The organism is Peribacillus sp. NPDC101481 (assembly GCF_044767165.1).
Taxonomy (GTDB): domain Bacteria; phylum Bacillota; class Bacilli; order Bacillales; family DSM-1321; genus Peribacillus.
Genome location: NZ_JBIWNJ010000004.1, coordinates 1 through 24,848 on the forward strand (window position 1 = coordinate 1; position 24,848 = coordinate 24,848).

Annotated in this window: 18 protein-coding genes and 1 pseudogene; 5 read left to right on the plus strand and 14 right to left on the minus strand. The window is 40.9% G+C overall.

Going from position 1 to position 24,848, the window contains the following annotated elements:
• From ACIROD_RS21695 to ACIROD_RS21725, 7 genes and pseudogenes are all read right to left on the minus strand, one after another.
• Positions 1 to 93, minus strand: a pseudogene (locus ACIROD_RS21695) (L-serine ammonia-lyase, iron-sulfur-dependent subunit beta); the annotation flags it as partial.
• A gap of 419 nt (positions 94 to 512) precedes the next feature.
• The gene (locus ACIROD_RS21700; RefSeq protein ID WP_402944138.1) at positions 513 to 1,064 is read right to left on the minus strand and encodes a hypothetical protein; all 552 of its coding nucleotides are present in this window, start codon (positions 1,062 to 1,064) and stop codon (positions 513 to 515) included.
• Positions 1,065 to 1,261: 197 nt separating this feature from the next.
• The gene (locus tag ACIROD_RS21705; protein WP_402944140.1) at positions 1,262 to 5,593 is read right to left on the minus strand and encodes an endonuclease; all 4,332 of its coding nucleotides are present in this window, start codon (positions 5,591 to 5,593) and stop codon (positions 1,262 to 1,264) included.
• A gap of 54 nt (positions 5,594 to 5,647) precedes the next feature.
• Entirely contained in the window at positions 5,648 to 8,458 is a 2,811-nt protein-coding gene (locus ACIROD_RS21710) for a bifunctional metallophosphatase/5'-nucleotidase (RefSeq protein ID WP_402944144.1), read from the minus strand.
• A gap of 540 nt (positions 8,459 to 8,998) precedes the next feature.
• Positions 8,999 to 9,850, minus strand: coding sequence for a pirin family protein (locus ACIROD_RS21715; protein WP_402944147.1), 852 nt, complete (start codon positions 9,848 to 9,850; stop codon positions 8,999 to 9,001).
• Positions 9,851 to 9,920: 70 nt separating this feature from the next.
• Positions 9,921 to 10,394 (minus strand): MarR family winged helix-turn-helix transcriptional regulator, encoded by a 474-nt coding sequence (locus ACIROD_RS21720; protein ID WP_402944150.1) that lies wholly within the window; start codon positions 10,392 to 10,394, stop codon positions 9,921 to 9,923.
• A 182-nt stretch (positions 10,395 to 10,576) separates the two neighbouring features.
• A complete protein-coding gene (locus tag ACIROD_RS21725) occupies positions 10,577 to 11,131 on the minus strand; it encodes a helix-turn-helix domain-containing protein (protein WP_048678909.1) in 555 nt (184 codons plus the stop codon).
• Positions 11,132 to 11,234: 103 nt separating this feature from the next.
• On the opposite strand from ACIROD_RS21725, the gene ACIROD_RS21730 reads away from it, so the two are divergent.
• Positions 11,235 to 11,819 carry a LysE family transporter gene (locus tag ACIROD_RS21730; protein ID WP_402944157.1) on the plus strand — a complete coding sequence of 195 codons (585 nt, stop codon included), beginning with the start codon at positions 11,235 to 11,237 and terminating at the stop codon, positions 11,817 to 11,819.
• A gap of 226 nt (positions 11,820 to 12,045) precedes the next feature.
• On the opposite strand, the gene ACIROD_RS21735 is transcribed toward ACIROD_RS21730, so the two are convergent.
• Together ACIROD_RS21735 and ACIROD_RS21740 are read right to left on the minus strand one after the other, a co-directional pair.
• The gene (locus ACIROD_RS21735) at positions 12,046 to 12,831 is read right to left on the minus strand and encodes a PhzF family phenazine biosynthesis protein (RefSeq protein ID WP_260356603.1); all 786 of its coding nucleotides are present in this window, start codon (positions 12,829 to 12,831) and stop codon (positions 12,046 to 12,048) included.
• A 341-nt stretch (positions 12,832 to 13,172) separates the two neighbouring features.
• The gene (locus ACIROD_RS21740) at positions 13,173 to 14,585 is read right to left on the minus strand and encodes a glycoside hydrolase family 18 protein (RefSeq protein ID WP_402944763.1); all 1,413 of its coding nucleotides are present in this window, start codon (positions 14,583 to 14,585) and stop codon (positions 13,173 to 13,175) included.
• Between the two features lie 136 nt (positions 14,586 to 14,721).
• Here ACIROD_RS21740 and ACIROD_RS21745 point away from each other — a divergent pair, with 136 nt between their 5' ends.
• The 3 genes from ACIROD_RS21745 (at position 14,722) to ACIROD_RS21755 (ending at position 17,685) form a co-directional block, all read left to right on the plus strand.
• Positions 14,722 to 15,132 (plus strand): hypothetical protein, encoded by a 411-nt coding sequence (locus ACIROD_RS21745; protein ID WP_402944161.1) that lies wholly within the window; start codon positions 14,722 to 14,724, stop codon positions 15,130 to 15,132.
• Positions 15,133 to 15,248: 116 nt separating this feature from the next.
• Entirely contained in the window at positions 15,249 to 15,626 is a 378-nt protein-coding gene (locus ACIROD_RS21750) for a hypothetical protein (protein ID WP_402944165.1), read from the plus strand.
• A 1,309-nt stretch (positions 15,627 to 16,935) separates the two neighbouring features.
• Entirely contained in the window at positions 16,936 to 17,685 is a 750-nt protein-coding gene (locus ACIROD_RS21755; RefSeq protein ID WP_402944169.1) for a sulfite exporter TauE/SafE family protein, read from the plus strand.
• Between the two features lie 78 nt (positions 17,686 to 17,763).
• On the opposite strand, the gene ACIROD_RS21760 is transcribed toward ACIROD_RS21755, so the two are convergent.
• Together ACIROD_RS21760 and ACIROD_RS21765 are read right to left on the minus strand one after the other, a co-directional pair.
• Positions 17,764 to 19,368 (minus strand): ABC transporter permease, encoded by a 1,605-nt coding sequence (locus ACIROD_RS21760; protein WP_402944172.1) that lies wholly within the window; start codon positions 19,366 to 19,368, stop codon positions 17,764 to 17,766.
• Entirely contained in the window at positions 19,368 to 20,285 is a 918-nt protein-coding gene (locus ACIROD_RS21765) for an ABC transporter ATP-binding protein (protein ID WP_402944175.1), read from the minus strand. Before ACIROD_RS21765 ends, ACIROD_RS21760 begins: the two co-directional genes overlap by 1 nt.
• Positions 20,286 to 20,439: 154 nt before the next feature.
• Between ACIROD_RS21765 and ACIROD_RS21770 the strand changes: the two genes are divergently transcribed.
• The gene (locus ACIROD_RS21770; protein ID WP_063596019.1) at positions 20,440 to 21,027 is read left to right on the plus strand and encodes a TetR/AcrR family transcriptional regulator; all 588 of its coding nucleotides are present in this window, start codon (positions 20,440 to 20,442) and stop codon (positions 21,025 to 21,027) included.
• Positions 21,028 to 21,062: 35 nt separating this feature from the next.
• Here ACIROD_RS21770 and ACIROD_RS21775 read toward each other — a convergent pair whose 3' ends face one another.
• The 3 genes from ACIROD_RS21775 to ACIROD_RS21785 all read right to left on the minus strand — a co-directional run bounded on the left by ACIROD_RS21775 (position 21,063) and on the right by ACIROD_RS21785 (position 24,823).
• Positions 21,063 to 21,584 (minus strand): hypothetical protein, encoded by a 522-nt coding sequence (locus tag ACIROD_RS21775; protein WP_402944178.1) that lies wholly within the window; start codon positions 21,582 to 21,584, stop codon positions 21,063 to 21,065.
• Positions 21,585 to 21,933: 349 nt separating this feature from the next.
• Positions 21,934 to 22,632 (minus strand): GntR family transcriptional regulator, encoded by a 699-nt coding sequence (locus tag ACIROD_RS21780; RefSeq protein WP_101224786.1) that lies wholly within the window; start codon positions 22,630 to 22,632, stop codon positions 21,934 to 21,936.
• A gap of 724 nt (positions 22,633 to 23,356) precedes the next feature.
• Positions 23,357 to 24,823 (minus strand): aminoacyl-histidine dipeptidase, encoded by a 1,467-nt coding sequence (locus ACIROD_RS21785; RefSeq protein ID WP_402944183.1) that lies wholly within the window; start codon positions 24,821 to 24,823, stop codon positions 23,357 to 23,359.
• Positions 24,824 to 24,848: the final 25 nt, after the last annotated feature.

Below are 24,848 nucleotides of genomic sequence, written 5' to 3' on the forward strand. Positions count from 1 at the left end.
TACTCTGCCAATTCTGGCAGCTCCTGCTGTATGTGAGCTTGAAGGTCCAATCATGACGGGACCGATTATATCGAATGCAGATCTGTATTTCATCGTGAAATGCCCCATTTCTGGCAATATATTTTTTAACCGTCTTTTAAGGATGAATGAAGATTAAAAAGCGGCATAAATACTATATTAAAATATTTTTGTCATTCCTGCAATGAAAACCCTTTCATTGCATATCCCATATTAACATATATTACATAACATACCTACCAAAATATTTTTTATTTAATGCAAAATAAACGTTTGATTTTTCAGTATTTTAAGATAATTAACTATCAATGATTAACTTTATATAAAAGCATGAAAAAAGCAGCCTTGTGGCCACTTTCAGTTTGTAGATAAAAAATCGTGAGCACTTGCATAGTCACGACTTTTTCTTTTTAAGCAAACCAGCTAATAGTAGCGACTCAATTCATCCATTAAAGGGCCCCTTTATTGAATAAGAAGGTCATTTCCTCGACCGTTCACGCAGTTATTCGGTCTCCCCCCTCTCGATTCGACCGTTCACCCACTTTATTCGACCTTCCACCCTCTCGATTCGACCGTTCACCTACTTTATTCGACCTTTCACCCTCTCGATTCGACCGTTCACCCTCTTTATTCGACCTTTCACCCTCTCGATTCGACCGTTCACCTACTTTATTCGACCTTCCACCCTCTCGATTCGACCGTTCACCTACTTTATTCGAGCTTCCACCCTCTCGATTCGACCGTTCACCCACTTTATTCGACCTTCCACCCTCTCGATTCGACCGTTCACCCACTTTATTCGGTCTTCCACCCTCTCGATTCGACCGTTCACGCACTTTATTCGACCGTTCACCCTCTCGATTCGACCGTTCACCCTCTTTATTCGGTCTTCCACCCTCTAGATTCGACCGTTCACGCACATTATTCGACCTTCCACCCTCTCGATTCGACCGTTCACGGACTTTATTCGACCTTCCACCCTCTCGATTCGACCGTTCACCCACTTTATTCGACCTTCCACCCTCTCGATTCGACCGTTCACCCACTTTATTCGACCTTTAACAATTTTTTTCATTATTTTGCGGTCCACGCATTAAATGCCAAGCGACGCACTCATTTAACAGGGTCTCCGCTAGCCAGTTAAACCAAGTCTCCTCTTAACATCATGGTTGCACTTTCGTCCCCCTTGTGTCAGCAAACTAAAAAAGCAGCCATCAGGCTGCTTTCCCTTCTATCTCCGATTTTAACTTGCCTTTTTCTCATCGATGGATTTAGCGGCACCCCAAATTTCGGATGCCCATTCAGGATGATCGATGAATGGATTGCGGTTATTTTGCCAGTCCTGAATGACATCATTGCGATGGCTCTCGAAATCGTCTACTGGATCGAGTTCATTCCATTTCAATAGTGTCGATAGCTTTCCATGAAGCGGCTTCGGATACGTATTGACTGTATCGGATAATTCAAGATCCAACTCGCCGTCTCCTTCATATCGGACGGCCATGTAAAATAACATCCTTGCTATATCGCCTTTAACATGATCTGGCGGCTCCCATGAATCTGAATCAAACTTACATTCACATCCACTATATGTTTGACCGCCCTCGTCGAAATCAAGGTGGCCCCTTTTCCCATTCACTGTCACATCAGCGGGACGGAGGTGATGAAGGTCTGTCCCGGGACCTTTGCTTGTCCCAAAATCACCGTGGGACTTTGCCCAAACATGTTCACGGTTCCATTGTCCGGCATTGCCCCCATTCGCGTTCTCAGAGATGGATTTTCCAGAGTAAAGCAAGATGACATTCTGTTTGTTCACAGGGTCTTCATCCGTTTCCTTAAGGGCATTCCACACTTGATCATAAGATAACATCGTGTGACCCTTAATAATCGAGTGCAAAACCGATTTCAATTCGGTTCCCGTTTTTCCTGCAGCCGTTTCGTAATAAACTTCAAGCGGCTTATCATTCGATATAGTCAACGTGAAACGTGCAACAACTTCCGATTGCTGGTCCTCGGCCTTGACTGCGACAAGGTATGTTCCAGCTTCATTTGCAGGAAGGATTAATGTCTGACCGGTGACCGTACCGATAGTCGATGAATAGGTAAGTTCATCTCCATCTGGATCTGAGAAGTGCTCACTCAAATCGATGGTGACCTTGGAGCCTGCTTTCACTTCAAGATTTTCCAGGTTTTTGGTCACGACGGGCGCATGGTTTTCTTTAGGGTCAAAAGGGGAAGCAATTGCTTCCCCCTTCGAATCGACAAACTTGATATTCGATGTGTCTACGCCATCTGTTACCGACCATTTCTGAACATTTTCAGCGCCCCTGATTTCTTTTACATTAGCATTATCAATGATGACTTCCTTCACCGCCATGCCGCTAAAATCAATGATTGCACCATCCTTATCCGGTTTTATCGTCACAGCAGCATTCTTCAGCCCAAGGCCTTTGAGTACAGCATATGAACCTTTTAACCAGATACCTTCTTCGATGCTGGATGTTTCGTCAAGATCGATCAAAGCACTAGGTGAAGCGATCGTAAGTCTTTTTGTTTTAACGTTTGTCAGATTATATGTTTTTTCTGGAGAGGGAGTTTCAACTCCCCCTGATTCAGATAAAGTGGTTGAAATCAGTACAGGGTCATGATCGCTAGCCCTTCCGTGAACTTCCATGAAGGATGAATTAATATGGATAATATCAACTTTCGTTGCCGCGGCCATATTATTCGAAACAAGGATATGGTCCAGTACTTGTGAATTGCCTTGATATGTGTAAGAATAACGTTTTTCAAATGGAACTTTTTCGATCATATTGGTTAGGTCTTTGCCCTTTAATGTTTTAAGCGGAGCCGAAAATTCAAAATCATTAAAGTCTCCAAGCAGGACAATATTCGCTTTGGCATCCTGTGACTTGATATCACTGACAAACCGATTGACGATGGAGGCAATTTGAAGCCTTTGCGTTTCACTTGAAAGGACAGGAGGCTGGTTTTTGCCGAATAACGGCTGGTCACCACCCTTGGAATTAAAATGATTGGCTACCACCACTACGCTTTCACCTTTAAATTCGAATTGAGCAGCCAAAGGCTTCCTGCTAGAAGTGAAGGCGGGATCGGCAGGCTCGATTCGTCCAGGGTTCAAGGTAAGTTTTCCATCTTTGAAGGCCACGGACTGTATTGCCGTTCCTTTCGTTCCTTCAGTTAATTTGACACGGTCGACATTATATAAAAAGCCTACCCGGATATTTCCGCCGGGTGCCCCGCCATCAAGTTTATCTTCTGGAGCGATATCGATGTATTGATATTGAGGTCCGCCCAGCTCTTTTATTTTGTCAGTTAACTTCTTGGCACTTTGTGCAGAATCCGTTGTCCCGCTATCTGTTGCCCCATCATTATCTTGCATTTCCGTTACGCCGATGATATCGGGTTGTTTTAGATTGGTAATGATGGATGTTGCGATCGTTTCAACTTTCGAATTAGCGGTTTGAGTCGAGAAATTCTCGATATTATAGGAAGCGATCGATAGCTTATCAGCATCCTTCTCTAAGGATGTCACTTCCCGAGCCGTACCGCCATCCTTTAATGCCGGCAGCTGAGCTTTATCCGTCAGTACCCTATAGTTGCTATATCCATAGCTGATGACACCCTTAACCGAGCCTTCAAAGTAATCACCGGTTTTAGCTGTAAATGACTCATCATTTATATCCAAGGTAATTCTTTCAGGATTGAAATCCGTTTCCGTTATTTTGACGCCTCCAACTGCAGTCGTCGTTTCCATATTCCCCGGAATCACGACCAATTCACCATAGTCTTGAGGAGCTACCACTTTCGGGTCATATACTTCTACGAGCATGCCTTCCAAACTCTCGTAGAAATCAATGCCGTCTTCACTTGGGTTAAAGTCTGTCAATCTATCATCATCGATGTTCTCAGACGGCGGAATGACATCTTTTCCAATGATGATCGGTTCTGGCATAGCTGCAGTGCCAAGCTTTTCAATCGTCGTATTGGTCAATTCAGTTGTTGGCAGATCCGTCGTTTTCATTTCAGCGTATCCTTCGATATACCATTCGGCAACTTTACCTGCCACTTTGACATGATCTCCCGCTTTCAGGCCATGTGCTTTGTTGTACACAAGTATTCCCTCGGATGTCTTCAGGTCCTTATCCGGGTTGGGATCTTGCATGTAAAAGTTATTCGCATCTTTTACATACGTGACGACACCTTCCACACCTGAGACGAGTTGAGTTTCATATGATGAAAAATGATTCATCCCTTGAATGTCACGAATCTTCACTTCATTGGTTTTGGTAACGGTATAGGCAAATGTGAAAACTTCCGATGTCTTGTCATTGACAGCGATTGCCTTGATGACCGTATCTTTCGTTAAAATGATGGGTTCTGTGTACACAGCACTTGAAGACGTAGGTGCGGATCCATCCAGCGTATAATGGATTTTCGCTGCTTCCCAACCAGATTCAAGTGATACCTTTGTATTTTCACTAACCGTACCAGGGAAAATATCCGTGTAAACGGCTGGTTTGTTCACCAGTTCATAATCTTCAATACCACGCGGCTTCAACTGATACGTGTCATTGAACCTCGATCCGATTCCGGTTACGGAAATGACATCCCCTGCTTTAAAGCTCTTCACGAAATCTTCATAACTTGAACCGGTCCGGTTATCATGGCGAACGACAACAGATTTCCCTTCAGTATCTTCCGCCTTGAATTCGAATGTTCCGTATGTTCCCGATGCTGCCAATTCTGTAATGGTTGCATTCTCAATGGTAACCAGCTCACCTTGTGTTTCCTCATTTACGCTAGATGCATCAATTTTTTGGATATCAGGAAGTTCATTCCCGGAGGAAACCACTTTAAGGGAGGTTGGTTGAATTTGTAATTCATTATTATAAGCGGACACTTGTCCGATTACAGTAACCTTATCCCCTAGCTTTACATCCGCAGGCCACGAAGAACCATAAACATATAGCCCAGCCGTTTCATCCTGGATATAAAAACCCTTTCCTCCCCAATAACCAAGGCCCGTGGTGACCACCCCATCGACCTGCACGACATCTTCAGTATTCGTGCGTGCTTCGGCAATGGAGTCCAGTACCTTTACATCAGGCTGTTCTGGAGTCGTTCCTCCATCAGTGATAATTTTGTAATCCGTCGCGGATTTCAGGCCGGGTACTGAAAAGTACTTTTCAAGCTTCCCCGTAATCGTCACCTGCGCATTGAGTAATTCCGGATGTTCGACCAAATTCAAAGCAGTTCGGATATTTCCGGCTGGAAGCTGAACAGGCATGATTTTCTTAACATCCGTTTCATCCGGTCTATCCGCAATACCTATATTCGTACCTTCAGTAAAAGGCGATGTTTGTTGATAGCTTGTACCGCTTTTAGCTGTACCGACAATGTATCCCTTCACCGTCGCCGTACCGCTGTTATTATTAATCGCTTCCGTTACCGATATTGTCCCTTCCGCTTTTGCAGCGGCTGCATATGGCAAAACCGTTGACAGCACGATCAGTATGGCAAAGAAAAGCTTGCTTATCCCGTTCTTCTTCAAGATCTCAACCCCTTCAACTTTTTTTCGTAGGCTCAGCAGTCATTTGAATACCGCTTAAAGAATGGTTTCGCCATTCACCGAGACACCGCTCATGCTCACGGTCTTACCGTTAAGTCCCGATAAATCCAAATTACCCTCGACTGTAACTTGCGAAAAAGTAAAGTCATCCGGAGGAGTTCCTGTTAATGTAAGATTCCCTTTAACCACTGCATTTTCCAATGAAGCAACATCAGTAATATCAACAACTACATTACCTTCATGTGTTTTTGGCGCATCAGCCGTTCCGCCAAAGTCTTTGGCCAATACCACAGTCGGGTCTGTATTGCTTCCGGCAACATCCTTGATGCGTCCTTCGATGCTTGGATCGACAGTTTTCAGCCCGCTTACATAATCCCGTAAATTCTCCCAATCAGCGAGTCCGATATCCGTCACCCTTCCTTCTTCATAAGCCTTCTTGAAAACGGTGAATCCATCTCCGCCCTTGGCTGTAAAAGCATTGGTCGCCACGACATATTCCTTCGCTGCATCCAATTCGGAATAGGTTCCATCTTGTCCAAGGACTTCAACCTTTGTGACACGATTGCCTGCTTCCTTCGAACTGTCGTAGCTGAATTTCATTCCGGAAACATGCAGGAAGCCGCCATTTTCCTTAGGAGCGAGGCTTACACTATGCTCTAATGCTTCATTGATTTCTGCACCCGTAAGCTTCATCGTCGCTAACGTATTCCCAAACGGTAAAACGGTTAGGATTTCCCCTAAAGTGATCTCACCTTGATCGATGCCAGCGCGGATGCCCCCGCCATTTTGGAAGGCTATGGCCGTATCCTTATTGAATTCCTTCGCTTTAGAAAGCATTCCATCCGTAATTAAATTACCCAGTTCCGTTTCATTTTTGCGAACACTCGGCTTTGTTTCATCTCCTGCATCACGCGGTGTTTCCAACGCCTTCACAGCAGATGCACCAGTCTGCGTATCCTTCAGCTCCTTAATCTTCGAGGAGTATGTTTCGAGCACTTTTGCCGCTTCAGCATCATCCTGTTTTTCAGAAAGCTTTATCAGCTTACCGGCTTGTCCGACAATCTTGCCTTCCTTATCGAAGTTCACATCGATCGTTCCTAAATAGTCGCTATATTGATACCCTTGAACGATGACAGTCGGCTCTTTCGTTTTCCCTTTATCATCTTTGTCAACAACAACGGGGGCGTCTAACTGCGTATGGCTATGTCCGCCCACAATCACGTCGATGCCCTTGACCTTGGCAGCCAATGTTAAATCATTGTCATAAGCCGCATTGTCATCATAACCAATATGGGATACGGCAACTATCTTATTGACACCCATGCCTTTGAACGCCTTGACCGCTTTTTCGGCTTCTTCAAGATAGTTTTCAAATTCTATACTTCCTGGACTTGAAATGTCTTTCGTCTCTTCAGTTGTAAGCCCGAAGAACCCTACCTTTTGGCCATCCACTTGTTTTACGATTCCATTGTATATCTTCCCTTGCTCCGGCTTACTTGAAATTAAATCCGAGAATAGTCCCTTGAATTTATCATCTTTGGAGAAGTCTACATTCGAACTGACAAATGGGAACTGTGCCCCTTTAATGAAGTCAGCCAAAGCTTGATGCCCTTCGGCGCTAGATCCCAAATCAAACTCATGATTCCCGAATGTCATGACATCATATTTCATTAAATTCATGAAGCGAAGATCCGCTTGCCCTTTGAATTCATTAAAATAGAGGGTTCCCGAGAATACGTCACCAGCATCCACCAAAAGAGCTTGCGGCTTACTCTTACGCACTTCCTTAACAGCCGTCACCCTTTTGGCCACATTGTCCAAGTGGGCATGCGTGTCATTCGTATGCATCAAGGAAAGCGTGATCGCCTTCGCTGGATTTTTCAAGGCTTCTTCAGCGGCAGCGACTTTCTTATCCGCCAATGCTATTTTCGTCAGGAATTCCTTTCGGTCCGACTCCTTGATTCCATTTAAATTAATGGCTGCTTTCGCCTTTTTAGCCGCGTTTATCTGTTCTTTCGTTTTAAGTTCCCCATTGGCAAGTGCTACATAGGCATTGACCCGTTTGGCCACTTCCTTTTTCTTTTCTGCATATACCGCATCATCATACTTACCTTTCACTTCTTTCACATAGGCGTGTATGGCTTTTCCGAGCTTGGATGTTTTGCTGACCTTTTTCAACTGCGAAGAAACCGTTTGCATCCGCTTGTCCGCGGTCTTTAAATCACCTTTCTTCACCCAGTATGCAGCTTTTTCATAGTAGTACGGAGCTTTCAGGTCACCGTTCAAAGCTGTTTTGGTCGATTTAGTGAATTTATCGTATAGGAGCTTTTCGATTTTCGCACCGTAAACAGTATCTTTAATATCTTTATCTGCCTTTTTCACGGCTTTATCCAGTGCCTCATATTGATTCCTGATATCTATTGATTTCTTGGCAAGTATTGAATTCGTAAGGGCGCCAATCGATTTGCCATGTGCAGCTTTTGCTTTCTCAGCCGCTTTATATCCTTTTACATAGCCTTCTGAACGAGTGATGTACTTATCATAAGCTTCGATTTCTTTGTATTTGGCATCTTTTTCTTTTTTGCTTAACATTGATTTTTTAATGGTAGAGTTGATGTCTTTTTTTGCTTGTTTAGCAGATTTGATTTGTTTTTCAACAGTGGACACTGAAGCGAGTTTAGAAGTGTAAAAATAGGTATCGAATGGTTTTTTGATGGCGGCCTTGGCCGTTTTGATTTTACTATTCAGGCTAGTGGCAGCATCAGAAGGTGCCGGCGCTACCGCTACGATCGTTGTCGCAGCCATTATGGTAGCTGATGCAATTTTTACGATTTTCTTTTTCCCCATTATAGTTAATCCCCCCATAAGTTATATACTGACATAACATTCTGCTAACTTATCCATAGAATTGACACAATTTCCCAAAAAATGAATCCCGACAAATTTACTTATCCATACACAAATCCACCCTACTTTTTTCCTCTAAAGATCCGTGTATCTCCTATATTACAACAAAATAATCCAATTTTAAAACAAATTTACAATACAACATCGAATATTAACAGAATATTATCATTATAATCACCCCAAAATACCTAGTGGCTAATTGATGATATATCAAGAAAATTATTTAATGGTAAAATTGAATCAGTTTCATCTAATTCTAAACTTAGTCTTTATACCTAATTGCTGAAAAGCAAAAAAGGGAGAGATTTAAATCTCTCCCAAACTGCAGATAATGACGCCTAAGACTAGTTAGCATCCAGTTTTTTCTTAAAAAAAGTCCAGTTAATTTCAGAAATGCTCTCCCTTATAATCACTATCCCCGCCCACCAATATGGGAAGATTCAAAAAAAAGAGCATCAATTACGATGCCCTTTTTCCATCTTAATGCTTCAAGAAAGTGCCTTGCCGATACTCAAGGTATGCCTGATCGATTTCCTCTTCAGTATTCATGACAAACGGTCCGCGGGCAACAACAGGCTCCATTAAAGGTTCTCCTGCATATAGAACAAGTCTTAAAGGTTCAGTTGCCGTTATATCAACTTCACTTTCCCCTGATTCTTTACAAGCACCCAGCCATAATACCTGTCCCTTTGAGGCTCTCACTTCGTTGTTACCGAAGATTCCGCTTCCTTCTATTAGATAGATGATTCCGTTGTAGCTTCCTGGTAAATTCTGCGTGACCGATGCTCCAGGCTCCAGGACCATCTCCACCATCGTCACGGGAACATGGTTTTTCGTTGTCGAGATAACGTCCTTGGATGATCCGGAAAAGACACGGATCAGTGCTCCTTCTTCTTTTCTGACCGGCATATCTTTTGCCATTAAGTTTTGATATCTTGGTGTCGTCATCTTTTCACTCCGGGGAAGGTTGACCCAAAGTTGAAGGGAATGGGCAGTCACACCTTCGGAAGGCACCTCATTATGCACGACGCCGCTTCCCGCTGTCATCCATTGTACATCACCAGGTCCAAGTATCCCTCCATCCCCGGTATGACTGTCATAGTGCTCGATCGTTCCGTCAATGACGAATGTAACGGTTTCGATTCCCCTGTGCGGGTGGATATCGAATGATCCCTTTTGAAATTTATCCTCCATCATTAAAAGGAACGGATCACTCTTTTCCCAGTTTCCTGGTTCTATGACTGGTCCGGCCGTATGAATCGGACTATACCTTTGAAGCTTCACATCTTTCACTTCGACAATATCTCGTTTAAAATGATTTTCACTTTTCATTACTCCATTCCTCCCTTAAGTTACTAGTAAACTGATAAAAATGCTATCATTATGGCTGCCTGATCCAGTCTTAGGATTCCTCCTTGCTGGCATTAGGCACTTCAATCTGTAAACTATGTCTATGAATCTTTATCATCATCTCATGCATGCGCTTCTTTTCTTCATCATCCAATATATCGAATAATGAAGCTTGGAAATCGGATTGAATAGGCATGACCGTTTCCATTAACTTTTTCCCTTTTTCCGTTAATGAAATATATTTAACCTTCCATTGTTGATTACGGACGATCAAGTTCTCTTTTTCCAGCCTTGTCAGCATATGTGATACGCCTCCACGGCTTATCGTTAGGTGCTCCGCTAATTCGATTTGTGAAACAGGCTGATGGATAAGTACTTGTGCCAACATATCGAATTGGGCAGCGGTGACGCCGAAATGCTGTAAGTGTTCATTCGAAAGCTGATTGCTTCTTTGATAAAAACGAACCATTCGCAGCCAAATCAGCAAACTCAATTTGTTCTCATCCGAAAATCCCCGTCTATCCATGTAAAGCCTGCCTCCCATCTTTGATGCACCATCAGTTTACTAGTAATTTGATGACAAGTCAAATCGTTGGGCCTTTGACTTTTTGAAGCAGTATCCCCAACAGGCAGACCATACCACCAGTCAATCCATAGGGGATATTCACTTTGCTAAGATATATTAACAGAACTACATTACTCCATTTTTTAAGTTGGATAATATAAGATCATGCTTAATCGAGTTAATGTATCCCCTGAATTATGGTAGGCATGCGGTCTGTCAGCCTTGAACCTGATAGAATCACCATTCCTTATTGTAAATTCTTCGTTATTTACACGTACAGTCACTTCCCCTTCAAAAACAGTTATGTACTCTTCCGTCCCTTCCCTATGCGAATCGGAACTTAGGAATCCACCTTTTTCTATCTCGACTGAATATACTTCAAAGCGCTTCTCATCCTCAAAGGGAAAGTGGGGATAAACTCGATATTTGCCGTTATCTTCAGATAATGATTGAATTTCACTTTTTAAAACAATTTTTGTATCCGGCTGCGGACTATTTATCAATGAAGAAAATGAAATCTTTAATCCATTGGCTATTTTCCAAATTGTCGTAATCGTAGGGCTCGATCCTCCCCTTTCTATTTGTCCGATCATCGTTTTGCTTACTCCAGTTAATTCGGCAACCTTTTCAAGACTTAATTTCTTGCTTTCCCTGATGGCTTTTAAATTGTTAGCAATAATAAAATTTATTTCTTCCATAAAAATACTCCTTATTTACAATATAACGTCTGCATTGTACAATAAAAAGGAAATCGTTATAATGTCAATTTTGGTCATTATAGCATACAAAGGGGAATCAACCATGCCATTACTATCTTTTTTGCTGTTTGTTTTTGTTACCAGTTTCACTCCGGGTCCAAATAACATCATGGCCATGTTATTTGCGAACAAGTACGGGTTAAAAAAGACGATTAAATTTTGTTTCGGAGTAGGTGCCGGTTTTTTTATAATCATGCTATTGTGCAGTTATTTTAATGTTTTGCTTGAAAATTCCATACCAAAGATTGAATTTATCATGACGATCCTTGGGGCAATTTACATGCTGTATCTGGCCATAAAAATCATTTCCAGTCCAAATAAAGCGAAGGACGATAATGATGACAGGAACAACAGTTTTATAGCAGGGATGCTTTTACAATTCATAAATCCAAAAGGAATCTTATATGGCATCACGGCAATATCGACCTTCATCCTACCTTATCACTCTTCAAATTTCAGCTTACTATTCTTTTCATTATTTCTGGCTTTTGTTGGTTTTATGAGTACGTTCTGCTGGAGTATGTTCGGTTCTGTTTTTCAAACGTTTTTATCAAAGTATAGAAGTCAGTTTAATGTAATCATGGCTTTGTTATTAGTGTATAGTGCCATTTCGATTCTTGCACACTAAAAAAAAGGTAAAGGGCACAAACCTTCATTAAGAAGGATTGCCGAGTTGTAAATTTCGAACGTTCATTTCCACACCAGGCACTCGCTTTCCGCGGGCGGTCCGCCCTCGGCGCCTTTGTGCCTGTGGGAACCCCCTTTGGACGCACCTTTCCCGCGGAGTCTCGAAAACCGGCTCCAATCAACTTTTTTAAAAATTTAGATGGAACCACTCAAATCTTCCCCCTGCATTAAATGGTTAAGTTCCCTTCGAATATTGTGACGGCATGTCCGGAAAGTTTAACTGTGTCTTCCGTTACTTCAACCTTCAATAGACCTCCTCTTTCCGATGCCTGATAGGCTATAAAAATACTTTTGTCCAGCTTTCTTTTCCAATATGGTCCCAGACAGCAATGGGCCGAGCCCGTTACTTGATCTTCGTCAAGGCCTTGGGCAGGGGAGAAGAAACGTGAAACGAAATCATATTCACTGCTATCCGATTGACTCGTTACAATGACGCCCCGAACCGGCAATTGGGCAATGGAATCTATATCCGGCTTTAAATTCCTTACGATTTCCTCTGATTGAACTTCGACTAGAAGATCCCATTTGTTTTGCCCAACATACTCAGGCTCAACACCTAAAGCCTTTATCAGTAAATCAGGGGCAGCGGTCTCCTTCTCCCTTAATGACGGAAATTCCAACTGAACCATTCCTTCAACGAATTTTGCAGTGAGAAGCCCGCTTTTCGTCTGATAGGCAATCGGCTGATTCCTTGGCACGTATCCTTTATCCCATAAAAAGAAAGAGCTTGCCAGCGTCCCATGTCCACAAATCGGGATTTCAATGAAAGGTGTGAACCATCGCAGCTTCCATTCACCATTATGAGGTTGAATAAAAGCAGTAACAGGCATATTAATCTCTTTAGCTATTCGCTGCATCCACTCGCTGTTACTTTCCCCGGTAAGAAGGCAGACTGCAGCAGGGTTTCCTTTAAAAAGTTGATCTGTAAACGTATTAATGATGGTTAATTCCATTAACTGTTCCTCCGGTAAGTAATATTCTAGTCTCCTAATTCCACAATGAGGAGCCCTTTTCCTTTTTTGAATGACCATTACCTTGTTTTTTAAAGAGTTCTCATTAAAATGAAAAGGACCACCATATGGCTGCCTTAGGGATTCTATTTTTTCATTCATAAGTTTCAATATGGTGCTCTCGATTAAGTCCCTTTATCGACTCAGATTCCAAACGATTTTTACGTTGTTATAAAAATCCAATTCTTGAAATGCATTTCGAAATCACTAAAATAGACAGCTTTATAATAAGCTGCCCATCATATATTAATAATGTTTGATACACCTTGCTGTAACAAAACACCCTACAGTTTCCGTACAATAAATGTATCCCCAAGCAGTTCCCAATTCTGTGGAAAAGGATAACCAAGTACCCAATAACTGAGACCCCTTGACCTGTAAATTTTCACCAAGTCGAATTTGGCTTTGGCACTGCGTGCGTCTTCAAACCAAACTTCATGTGTGCGTCCCTGATTATCTTTGTACCTATAATAAGGGGATTGGGCTGTCTCGTCATATTTTATTTCTGCATTATATTGGACGGCGCGTCTGATGGCTTCCTGCATGTCGAAAGTCTCTGCTTCCTGTCCCTCTTCATGAGGAATAAGCCAGTCCCGTGCATAAATTTGAAATCCTATGAAGATTTTATTTGTTGGTATCACCGTTACGGCATAGTCAAGGACACGCTTTATTTCATTAATGGGAGAGATTGCCTGCGGCGGCCCCTTTCGGTAACCCCATTCATATGTCATCAGCACCACGAAGTCGAGCAGCCGTCCGTGAACTGGATAATCATGTGCCTCAACTAATGGTCCCTTTTGATTGGCGCTAGTTTTTGGGGCAAGGGAGGATGACACAAAGTAGCCTTCAGGATGCAATCGATCCACTGCTCTTTGGAGAAAGCGATTATAGAAATCACGGTCCTCTGGCGCTACACTTTCAAAATCGATATTCAATCCACGGTACCCTTTATTTTTCATCGTTTTTATGACGTTGGTTAATAATTTTTCCACTAAACTTAAATCGGAAAGTATCGTATGTGCAAGCTGTGTTCCCGCTTCCGTTGCGGAAAAATTCGTTATGCACATCATGGGTATGACGCCAGTTGACTGTGCCGCCCGTATCGTCGGGGTGTCATCTATGACTTCTAGGCTGCCATCTTTCCTCATTCTATAACCGAATGGACTTACGTAGGTCAAATCGTAGGCTACATCACGTACCTGCTCCGCACCTACTTGCCCGTAAACGTTTGTAAAACCATTTACATCAATGATGGGTTTTGGTTTCTGGGGAATCCTTATTATCCTCCCGATATGAATATTGGACGGATCTGTAATCCGATTCGTTTGCATAATGGCTTGAACTGTCGTTCCATAACGTCTCGCAATATCATAAAGGGTATCTCGTTCCCTTACGGTATGATAAATAACCGGGATGGTTAGTCTCTGCCCTGGATAGATAGCGGAAGGATTCGTGATGCGATTCGTTTGCATGATTTCCTGTACCGTAATTCCAAACTGATTTGCGATATTATTTAGAGTATCACCTTGCTGAACCCTGTACTGAAGATAAGGTTCAGGAATCAAAAGAGCTAGGCCAATCACCAGCTTATCTGGATTTTCAAGGCCATTGATCCGAACAATCCGGTTGATACTGACACCATATTGCTGGGAAATTCCCCACAAAGAATCCCCCCTATTCACCACATGGATTTTCACATGCACAGCCCCGCTTTCCTTCAAAATATTCCCTTCATTTTATTCCCTAGATAGCACTAATATGTTTTTTTGCTTTCAACACTCATTAAATAAATGTGTTCATAAGCCTGTGAAGGATATAGGGGAAAAAATAATAATGGCAGCTATCAATTCCAGGGAATGTATTGAGGGCTTGTCCATGTATTTTAAAAGAAACTACAGGCATGATAATACGATTTTTAGAGGGGATTTTGAAGCCGAAGTATTCCAGAAGAGAACTATTATTCAGAAGGAAAGGATTCATTTAAGATTCAAAGCTTATGAGCATGAAAGAATTTCTGCATTGGCCTATTCCATGGATTGTAGTGTTAGTTTAGCGGCAACTATGCTGCTGATTGCTGGTATTAGAAATCGAGACGCCTCTACACAAATGGTGGATTCAGAGGTAATTAGTTTACCTGATCCCGGAAGGCTTAAAAGTTTAAAGATGATTCAGAAATACATTTCAAAACTGAATGACGAGCACATTTCACTTTTTTCTCTATTTTCATATGTAGCGCTGAAGTAGTGGATATACAAAAACGCTTCGTGAAAAAGTGAATCTTTGGATAGATGATAATATAAAAAATATTGATTAGAATTATATGGAGAATAATAAGTCAAAACGGGTGAGGAGGAATGAGCATGAAAATGTTTAAAATAAGTGCTGTGGCATTGGTCGCTGCGTTGTTGTTCCCTTCTTCTACATTTGCAAGTGGCTGGGATTACTTAGGAGAACAATCTCTTTATTCTAATGGTGCTGAAAGTGATGTGTTTGCCTCTACTGGTGGTGATTATAAGATTTGTCGGGATTCTTACGTGGGTCCAGCTGGTAAGTTAAAAGTTGAATTATGGGAGTATGATCCTGACAGTTATAATGATTATGTAGGGGTAAGATATTTAGATCGAGGCCAATGTGGTATTTTCCGGGGTATTGGTAACTTTGTTGATGGAGGAAATGAAGCAGAATTTTTTGCGAAATCAAGGACTAACAGTGATATGCATTTAATCTTTTATGATTAATTCACTAACTGAATGAAAAAAAGACCTGAGATTGATTCGTAAATGCTAAAGGATATTCTTCTAAAATATATATATAGGGTTTTTTAGGCTGAAGTATTTCCACTTCAGCCTTTTCTTATGCAGGAAAATAATTATTTGATTTATCTAAATGGAAAGTGTCATAACTTAAAGGTATTGGCAGAAGAAAGAGCATAAGGAAAAACTGTCCCCAACTAAGTTGTTGAACTAGGCAAAGCCTAGTGTTTTTGTGGTACATGAAAACTCCATCAATGTCCCCTTTGTGTCCCCTAATAAAACCATCAATGTCCCTTTCATGTCCCCTATTTTATTAATTTATTGTACGCATTTACACCAAAATAAACCACTTGTAGCCAAGGGGTTTATTTTCTTTCACTTTTATTGTTTATGTATGATTTTATTCAGCTAAAAAAGGTAGTTTCATAGCGTTAGATTGATTGTCCTTTTTTTCTCTTCTGTTATTTAAGGACTCACCTCTATCAAAGGATTTGGCGTTTATTGTGTACCCCTGCTGGGTACACAATAAACAAAGACCATCTTTATAATGATGGTCTTTGTTTTGGTTAGCAGATTAAACTTTAAATTGAATAAAAGCTTGTAATTCCAATTATCATAGCGATTATTAGAATGGATACTACAACAATAGGTATTTTCTTCCAATTTTTCATATAATCACCTACTATATTTGAAATTTATTTTTTTACAGAAGTTTTTATACTACCTGAGAGTTTTCCTAGATGATTTCCTGATACTTTAAGATAAACATTTCCTATTTGTACAATACCAAGCGATCCTACTCCAACTTTATAATAAAAAGTTACCTCTCCGTAATATTTTTTATTATTGATATAACCACCATAATAAGTTAAATCTGTAGAGATTCTTGGATTATAATGATAGACTACTTCTCCTTTAGTTGAAAGGGCTGATGTAGCACCACTAGGAGTATAATTATATTTTCCTGTGATTTTATATTAAAAGGGACTCCTAAAACTCCTAAAGTTCCAGTATGACTAATTGTTTTTGTTTTAGTTGATGCGAAAGTAGAAATTAATGGAGTTTCATCTGAATTAACACTTCAAGATATACAACGCTTTTCCTGCCTCGTTTTCGACTCATAAGCAACAAAAATAAAGGGTGTGTACCTCTCTATTAAGTATCATTTCAAACACTTCACAAAGAGCGTAAAACGCCTTAAATAACCCGTTTTAAGCATGGTTCCCCCAACCTAAAACCAGGTTGATATGGTATAATTTATAGAAGGGTTATTGTGCTTTTAGGAGGTGAAAGAATGACGATCAGCAGCATCATATTGGTGGTGGCGGCAGTGTTTATCGGCGCCTTGATGCGGACGATGTTCGGGTTCGGTGAAGCGATTGTCAGCATGCCTTTGCTTGCCTTACTTCATATTCCGCTTAATACTTCGGTTTCCTTGATTGGATTGGCCGGTCTTACCGTTGCCTCGCTAACCGTCGTTAGCGGATGGCGGCATATTGAACGCTCGGTATTAATCAGGCTGGCGGCTTCAACGGTGATCGGCATACCAGCCGGCCTGGCTTTGCTCCATTACGCACCTTCTATGATCATCACTTCTGCACTGGGTGTTTTTTTGGTTGCATATGGGGGTTATTCTCTTCTAAAGCAAAGACTTTTTCAGGCTGTGGAAAAACCATTACTTATCTCGAATGGCTGGGTATGGCCGTTCGGTTTTGCGTCGGGAGCCCTTGGCAGCGCCTATAACTTTAATGGGGTGCCGGTCGTCGTCTATGGAACTTTACGAAGGTGGAATCCAGATCGATTCCGCGGAACATTGCAAGCCCATTTCCTAATTTCCGGAATCCTGGTAGTGACGGGTCATGCGCTAGGCGGACTGTGGACAGCCGATTCACTTATTCTTTACGCTTATTCCATTCCAGCTATATTACTTGCGACTGGTCTCGGAATCTTCATGAATAAGCGGATTCCTGCGAAAAAATTCGAAAGCTATTTATTCTTTATCATCATTGCGCTAGGTGTACTATTATTAATTTCCCATGACTGATAACCAAAAGCCTGATTTCTCATTGAAACAATGAGGAATCAGGCTTTTTTCAGGAATAATAGAATCATAGTTGAATCGTCAACCTCGGATATCCCGTTTGTTATATCCGGTAAAGCCAATAGCCAGTAATACTATGGCTATGATGGTAAGCATGGATACTTTCATGAAGTCGATATCTTCAACAGGAAGTTTCGGAATATGGCCAAATGGCGTTAGTTTACTCATCCATTCAGGGAATTGAAGCATTCCCCCTAAATAAACGACCAAGATTGAGTATGTCAAGTAAAGCCAAGTCAAGCCAGATAATTTTGGTACAAAGCCAATGAACAGCACGGCAATGCCAATCATGATCCACATCGCAGGCAGGTAAACCATTGCTGCACTAAATATAGTGCCGAAAGCAACCCCTTCATCCATCACTGAATTCCCGACTGCCCAAAGACCGATGTCAGCAATCGCAAGCATGAGAAAACCGCTAATAACGGAGATGATAAGATAGCTGCCCATAAGCCTTGTACGTGATACAGCGCGGCTCAGTAAATGTTCAGTATAGTTCCTTTTTTCTTCCCCTTTAAGCTTTAACATCGCCATTAGAGGCGGGATGGTGCATATCATTGAGATGACTGACATCAACATTTTCAAGAATTGTTCCGTCAGCGAAAAGCCTTCAACTGGCGTCAATAGTTCGGCCATCATTTCATTTTTTGCAAAAAAGGATTCTAAATCACCTAAAACGGAACCGTAAGATGTGCCTAAAATGAACATCCCGGCTGCCCAGGCAATCAATCCTGTGCGCTGAAGCCTTAGCGCGAGACCAAGCGGACTTTTTAAAAACGATGAAGCATATTTTCTGCCAGGCTTAGCCGGTATGAATCCAGCTTCCAAATCACGGATGGCATTCAAATATAGAGATAGTACAACCAAAATGATTGCCGCACCGATCGTAAGGATGATTGGCCACCAATAATTATTCACATATACCTCTGAACCTAAAACCCAACCCAAAGGTGAAAACCAGGAAAGTGTTTCATTGCTGACATCCCCTATCGCCCGAATAAGATAGGAAAGAAGCAAAACAGTGATGGAGTAACCAATCGTACCTCGCGCACTCTCCGTAAGCTGGGCAAATAATGCCGTTATCGCCGAGAAGAAAATACCGGTTGCCCCTAACGCAGCTCCATACATAAGGGAACCTTCCAAATCCATGCTTTCAATTCCCAGAGCATACAATCCGAAACCCGTTATTAACGCGATCAATGCATTCGTACCAAACGATACGGAAATGGTTGCATATAAATTAGCCAACCGGCCAGCCGGCAAAGAACGGATCATCTCGATACGGCCGTCCTCTTCATCTGCGCGTGTATGGCGCGTAACAAGTAAAATACTCATTATCCCCACGGCCATAGCGGTTAACAGTAACATTTGATGCGCCATCATCGCTCCGTTTGTATAGTCATCCAGGCCGTAACCTTTCCCCACCATCGCTGTCATTGCAGGATTCCTCATTGTTTCTGCAATAGTTTGCCTTTCTAGTTCAGTCGGGTACAGATCGGTGAATGCCATTGCAACCATAAATGTAAGGACAGATAGGGAAATTATCCAAACAGGAATCCGAATCCGATCTTGCCGTACGATTAATCGGGAGAGTCTTCCTGTATTATGATAGGACTGGTTTGCCATTATAACGCACCTCCCGCCCCAGAATCAGAAGTCTTCCTTTCACCTTCATAATGGCTCATGAATAAATCTTCCAATGTAGGCGGCGCGCTTTCCAATTTCACAATTCCAAATTGGCATATATACTTCATGACATTATCCAATTCACCTGTATCCACTTGGAATGAAAGTGCCTGGTCTTTCATCACGATATCCCGAACACCGTTTACATTCCCTAAAGCAGGAATAGGCTGCTTCGTTTCGACAAGCAAGCTTGTTCTCGTTAAATGACGCAGCTCATCCAATGTTCCCGTTTCAATTATTTGCCCTTGCCGAATGATACCCACTTTATCGCATAACCTTTCCACTTCAGAAAGAATGTGACTGGAAAGTAAAATGCTTTTTCCTTCATTTTTCGCTTCCATCACACATTCCTGGAAAACCCTTTCCATCAATGGATCTAGACCTGATGTTGGTTCATCCAAGATATAAAGGTCGGCATCAGATGAGAAAGCAGCAATCAAAGCAACCTTTTGCCGATTCCCCTTTGAATATGTTCCACATTTCTTTGAAGGATCCAAATCGAATTTTTTTATTAGTTCTTCCCGTCTGCTTTTATTGTTCGCCCCGCGTAATTCAACAAATAGATCAATAACTTCTCCGCCTGTTAAGTTGGGCCATAGGTTCACATCTCCCGGAACATACGCAATTCGCTTGTGAATTTCAACCGCATCTTTCCATGCATCCTTGCCAAAAATCTTCGCTTCTCCATCCGTCGCTTTTAAAATCCCGAGCAGCACACGGATCGTTGTCGATTTTCCAGCACCATTAGGACCGATGAATCCAAATACCTCACCTTCATTCACTTCAATGTTCACACCATTTAAAGCTGTAAACCTTCCAAACTTTTTCGTTAAATTCGTTGTTTTCAATACTGACATCCCTCATCCACCTCTTCCTCTGAAAAGAAATTATGAAATATTTTTATTAATTTAGTTCATAATATATAAAATAATAATTCCTGACAATAGTTTATGAACTTATTTTATTGTTCTATTACATATTTTTAATTAAACTAAGGTTGAGGTGAAATAAATGGACGGATTTCAACGCCGCAGGGAACAAAAGAAATTGAATATACTAGAGGCTGCCTTAGCTTTGTTCATGGAGTATGGTGTCCAAAAGATTTCGATTGGGGAAATAGCCAAAAAAGCAAATGTATCTCAAGTTACGATATATAATTACTTCGAAAGCAAACATAATCTAATTCATGAGGTTTTTGTTTATTATACAGATAAGGCACTGGATGAATTTGAACAAATACTGGCCAGCAACATGGCCTTTCCTGAAAAAATAAAGCAGCTCATGTTCACGAAGAATGAAACAGCCAAACAAATACATGAAGATTTTTATCAATATTTAATGAAGGAATATACTTCCGGAATCAATTATATGGAAAAAATATATACAGAAAAGGCCCTGCCCCGCTTTATCGATCTGTTTAACCAGGGGAAGGAACAAGGATATGTTGATCCGAACTTATCTAATGAAGCGATTTTATTTTATATAAAAGCAATGAATGAATATATCCAACGGGAAGAGGTTTATCAAAGCATCCTGCCTTTGACTGAGGATATTATGAAGATTTTGTTTTATGGGATCGTTGGGGAAAAAGAGAAATGATTTAAGAAAAAACGGTGTGAATCGATATCTCCCATTCACACCGAATAAATCTTATTAAGCTTATTCAATTCCTTTGCCAAAATGGATTTCCTTAAACCTCTTTGACGAATGAATTCTCTCATTTCCTCTGGACTTTGATAGGAAAGCCTGAAGTGATAATAATTAATATGCTCGATGATGGCGAAAACATAAAGAAACGAAAACCAAAATACTCCTGATTCAAATGCATTTAATTGATAAAAAAAGGCTGCTATTCCTAGGGCAATAAGGAAAAGGTTTAATCTTTTAAAGAATAGAAAAATCCGTAATTGCGTATAAGGTAAATGGGCGTAATGGTTTTCTTTAGCGCGTTTCCATTTAAGAAACCAATATAAACTTCCTTGAAGTAAAATAAATTCCAGTAGGACGAACGCATACACAGATGAAAATGAAGTTAAGTAGGAATCAGTCCAATCATGCTGCACCAGAAACGAAACCCACAGTACAGCAAAAATCACAGTTGCCATCAATTCTCCTGTATATAAATGAAATAATTTTCTTTTCACCCTTTTTTGCATAAGATTCCCCATTTCCAATACATTGATTGATAAGAATGCAAATGTCCTCAATCTATTAATCTTTGCTTCTTGAATTTTAACCCCATATATTTAATATACGAAAAACAAAGCTTTCCGTTTCATTAATTCCGCTATAAGTTCTGTTCTGCTTAATGAAATTTCCGGTACTTGGGCAGGAATATATGTATCACTAATAATAGATCAAGTAAAACTAAAATAAATAATAAGAGCGATTGCTAATTAATGCAGTCGCTCTTTGTTTGAATATTATTTGATATTATAATCTGTTATCGTTAATCGATCATATCTCTGGAATCTTTTAATATCCTGAAAGAATTTCCTGCCCTCATTAAGTCAATGTTAATAATTTGGCTGAAGTGTAATTATATTTCTCGATTGATAAATCAAAAACGGCTCCGGCTTTTAAAAAGACCGTACTTTCAACTATTAATGTCGGATCACCTGGCTGCAAGTCCAAAAGCTTGGCATCATCGTCATTTAGTTTTTCACACGAAATGATTTTATCTGCAAAACCAATATTCAACTTCAGATCCTCGACTATATATTCATAAATGGAACCATTTGCGATTTCTTTATTTATGATTGGAATGATATCTTTATTGAAAAAGGACTCTTCTATTACAATGGGTTCACCATTTAAATATCTAACCCGTTTGAGGTTATAGATTTTGGTTTTCACATTGCATTTCATTTGCTTGGCCAATTTTTCATCGGCTTCAATTAATTCTAACTTCAACACTTTACTTTTCATTTCATCATTTGGAAACACTTTGGTTAAGCCACCCATATCCCTCATTGAAATGCAGCCCGGTCTGGAAAATTCCCTTAGGAATATGCCGCTTCCTTGCACTTGATAGATATAACCCTGCTCAACCAATATGTTGATTGCTTTTCTTATGGTATTCCTGCTGACATCGAACTTCTTCATCAACTCTTCTTCAGTAGGTAACTTTGTATTTAATGTATATTTTCCTTCTAATATTTCTTTCTCCATTTGTTCTACGACCATTCTATACTTTACACCCATATTTCCATATACCTTCCTCTATACATAATGATTTCGAACAATAATTAATGATAGGTTTTCTTTACAATAGTTTATTTTATAACGATTGTAAAGAAACCTCTGTTTCTTTCAGAATGTAGACAAAAATTCGATGAAAAGCCAGTTTACCTGGAGTTTTTTCTAAAAAAAGATTCGAGTTGATTTCAGAAATCCGCTCCCTTTCCGCCGACTGTCTGCCAAGCCTCCTTGGCGCAAGCGTCTGCGGGGTCTCGGCTAGCCAGTTATTCGGCAGGAGTGTCGCAAATTTCTTCAATCCAATAAGAATTACAGAAAAAAACTTAAAGGATAAACTAGTTTTAAACATAATTCGGGATGAGGCCAGTCTACAATTTTTTCAAGAAAAGATTGCAGTTGATTTCAGAAATCCGCTCCCTTTCCGCCGACTGTCCGCCAAGCCTCCTTGGCGCAAGCGTCTGCGGGGTCCCGGCTAGCCATTTATTCGGCAGGAGTGTCGCAAATTTTTTCAATCCAATAAGAATTACAGAAAAAAACTTAAAGGATAAACTTTAAACATAATTCGGGATGAGACCAGTCTACAATTTTTTCAAGAAAAGATTGCAGCTGATTTCAGAGGCCCACTCCCTTGCCGCCGGCTGCTGCCCTCAAAAAAAGAGACATCCAATCGATTAACGATAGGATGTCTCCAAATCTATTGAATGCCATATTGCCGTTGCCCAAACATTGTTTATAGATCTTTCATCCGTTCTAATGTGTAAACAAAATATTCCCAGTTGTTTATGGTCGAAGGGATGCTTAAGTGTTCTTCAGGTGTATGTACGGAAAACATATCCGGTCCGATTGAAACAGTATCCAGCCCTGGTATCTTATCTATGAATACCCCACACTCGATCCCTGCATGCACAGCGATGATTTCAATATCCTCATGATATTTTTCTTTGTATGTCTCTTCAAATAATTTCTTGAGTTTCGAATCAGGATTATAGGGCCATTCCGGATAATCCGCATCAATCAATAGCTTGCACCCAAGCATGTCGGCAATCACCTTTGCCTGCGTGACCATATTATATTTGATGCTTTTGACCGAACTCCTGATTTCACTTTCGAATATCATTTCCGCTTCATTTGTTGTAACGACCCCTAGATTCGTCGAACTTTCCACTAATCCTTCTATTCCCATACTCATACCTTGAACGCCATGCGGGATTACCAGTAAGGAGGTAATGGCTTTAGTCACCGTCTCTTTGGAAAAAACGTTTGAAGAAATCGTTTCGATCTTTTCAAATCTAATCGATACCTCAGGGTCAGAAGATTGCAGTTCATTTTTAAAAGTATCCTCCCATTTCTGGAGTCTCACCGTTATCTTCTGAACATCTTCTACAGAAATCAGTACAGTCGCCTCTGCTTCACGAGGAATCGCATTCCCTTTCAAGCCCCCGTTCATTTGCTGTATGAAGCAAGGAAAGTCTGTCGTTAATTCATGTAATACTCTGCCCAAAAGTTTATTGGAGTTCCCTCTTTCCTTATGGATGGACATACCGGAGTGTCCGCCCTTCAACCCTTTAATCCTGATATTATAAGATACAGCTTCAACAATTGAAACCGATTCCCATCCGATTTGCAGGATTTGCCGAACTCGTATTCCTCCAGCAGAGCTAACCAGCAGCTTTCCATCTTCCTCCGAATCAATATTGATCATCAATTTTCCCTTGAAGTGAGCCGGATCCACGGCAAGTGCACCGTTCATTGTCGTTTCTTCTTCAGTCGTTATGACTATTTCAAGAGAGGGATGCGGAATATCATTCGCATCCAATAATGCCAAAGCATAAGCAACGGCAATTCCATTATCCGCCCCCAATGTTGTATCCGTTGCATACAACATGTCTCCCACAATCCTTAATTGAAGCGGATCCTTCTCAAAATCATGAAGCGTTCCCTTGTTCTTTTCGCAAACCATATCCATATGCCCCTGGATAATGACGGTAGGTGCATTTTCATATCCAGTTGTGGCAGGCTTTTTGATAATCACATTCAGCGCCTCATCCTGGATCACCTCCAGGTTCCTATCCTTAGCGAAGCGAACCAAATAGTCACTGATCGCTTTTTCGTTAGCCGATCCTCTCGGGATTTTGGAAATCGCTGCAAAATAATGAAACACAGGATGGCTCGATAATTCTTCTAACGTGCTATACATGAAAATACACCCTTTCATTTAACAT

Coding starts and splice junctions, on each gene's coding strand:
- ACIROD_RS21710 (WP_402944144.1), bottom strand. CDS start 8,458: ATGGGGAAAAAGAAAATCGTAAAAATTGCATCAGCTACCATAATGGCT.
- ACIROD_RS21715 (WP_402944147.1), bottom strand. CDS start 9,850: ATGAAAAGTGAAAATCATTTTAAACGAGATATTGTCGAAGTGAAAGAT.
- ACIROD_RS21720 (WP_402944150.1), bottom strand. CDS start 10,394: ATGGATAGACGGGGATTTTCGGATGAGAACAAATTGAGTTTGCTGATT.
- ACIROD_RS21725 (WP_048678909.1), bottom strand. CDS start 11,131: ATGGAAGAAATAAATTTTATTATTGCTAACAATTTAAAAGCCATCAGG.
- ACIROD_RS21730 (WP_402944157.1), top strand. CDS start 11,235: ATGCCATTACTATCTTTTTTGCTGTTTGTTTTTGTTACCAGTTTCACT.
- ACIROD_RS21735 (WP_260356603.1), bottom strand. CDS start 12,831: ATGGAATTAACCATCATTAATACGTTTACAGATCAACTTTTTAAAGGA.
- ACIROD_RS21745 (WP_402944161.1), top strand. CDS start 14,722: ATGGCAGCTATCAATTCCAGGGAATGTATTGAGGGCTTGTCCATGTAT.
- ACIROD_RS21750 (WP_402944165.1), top strand. CDS start 15,249: ATGAAAATGTTTAAAATAAGTGCTGTGGCATTGGTCGCTGCGTTGTTG.
- ACIROD_RS21755 (WP_402944169.1), top strand. CDS start 16,936: ATGACGATCAGCAGCATCATATTGGTGGTGGCGGCAGTGTTTATCGGC.
- ACIROD_RS21760 (WP_402944172.1), bottom strand. CDS start 19,368: ATGGCAAACCAGTCCTATCATAATACAGGAAGACTCTCCCGATTAATC.
- ACIROD_RS21765 (WP_402944175.1), bottom strand. CDS start 20,285: ATGTCAGTATTGAAAACAACGAATTTAACGAAAAAGTTTGGAAGGTTT.
- ACIROD_RS21770 (WP_063596019.1), top strand. CDS start 20,440: ATGGACGGATTTCAACGCCGCAGGGAACAAAAGAAATTGAATATACTA.
- ACIROD_RS21775 (WP_402944178.1), bottom strand. CDS start 21,584: ATGCAAAAAAGGGTGAAAAGAAAATTATTTCATTTATATACAGGAGAA.
- ACIROD_RS21780 (WP_101224786.1), bottom strand. CDS start 22,632: ATGGGTGTAAAGTATAGAATGGTCGTAGAACAAATGGAGAAAGAAATA.
- ACIROD_RS21785 (WP_402944183.1), bottom strand. CDS start 24,823: ATGTATAGCACGTTAGAAGAATTATCGAGCCATCCTGTGTTTCATTAT.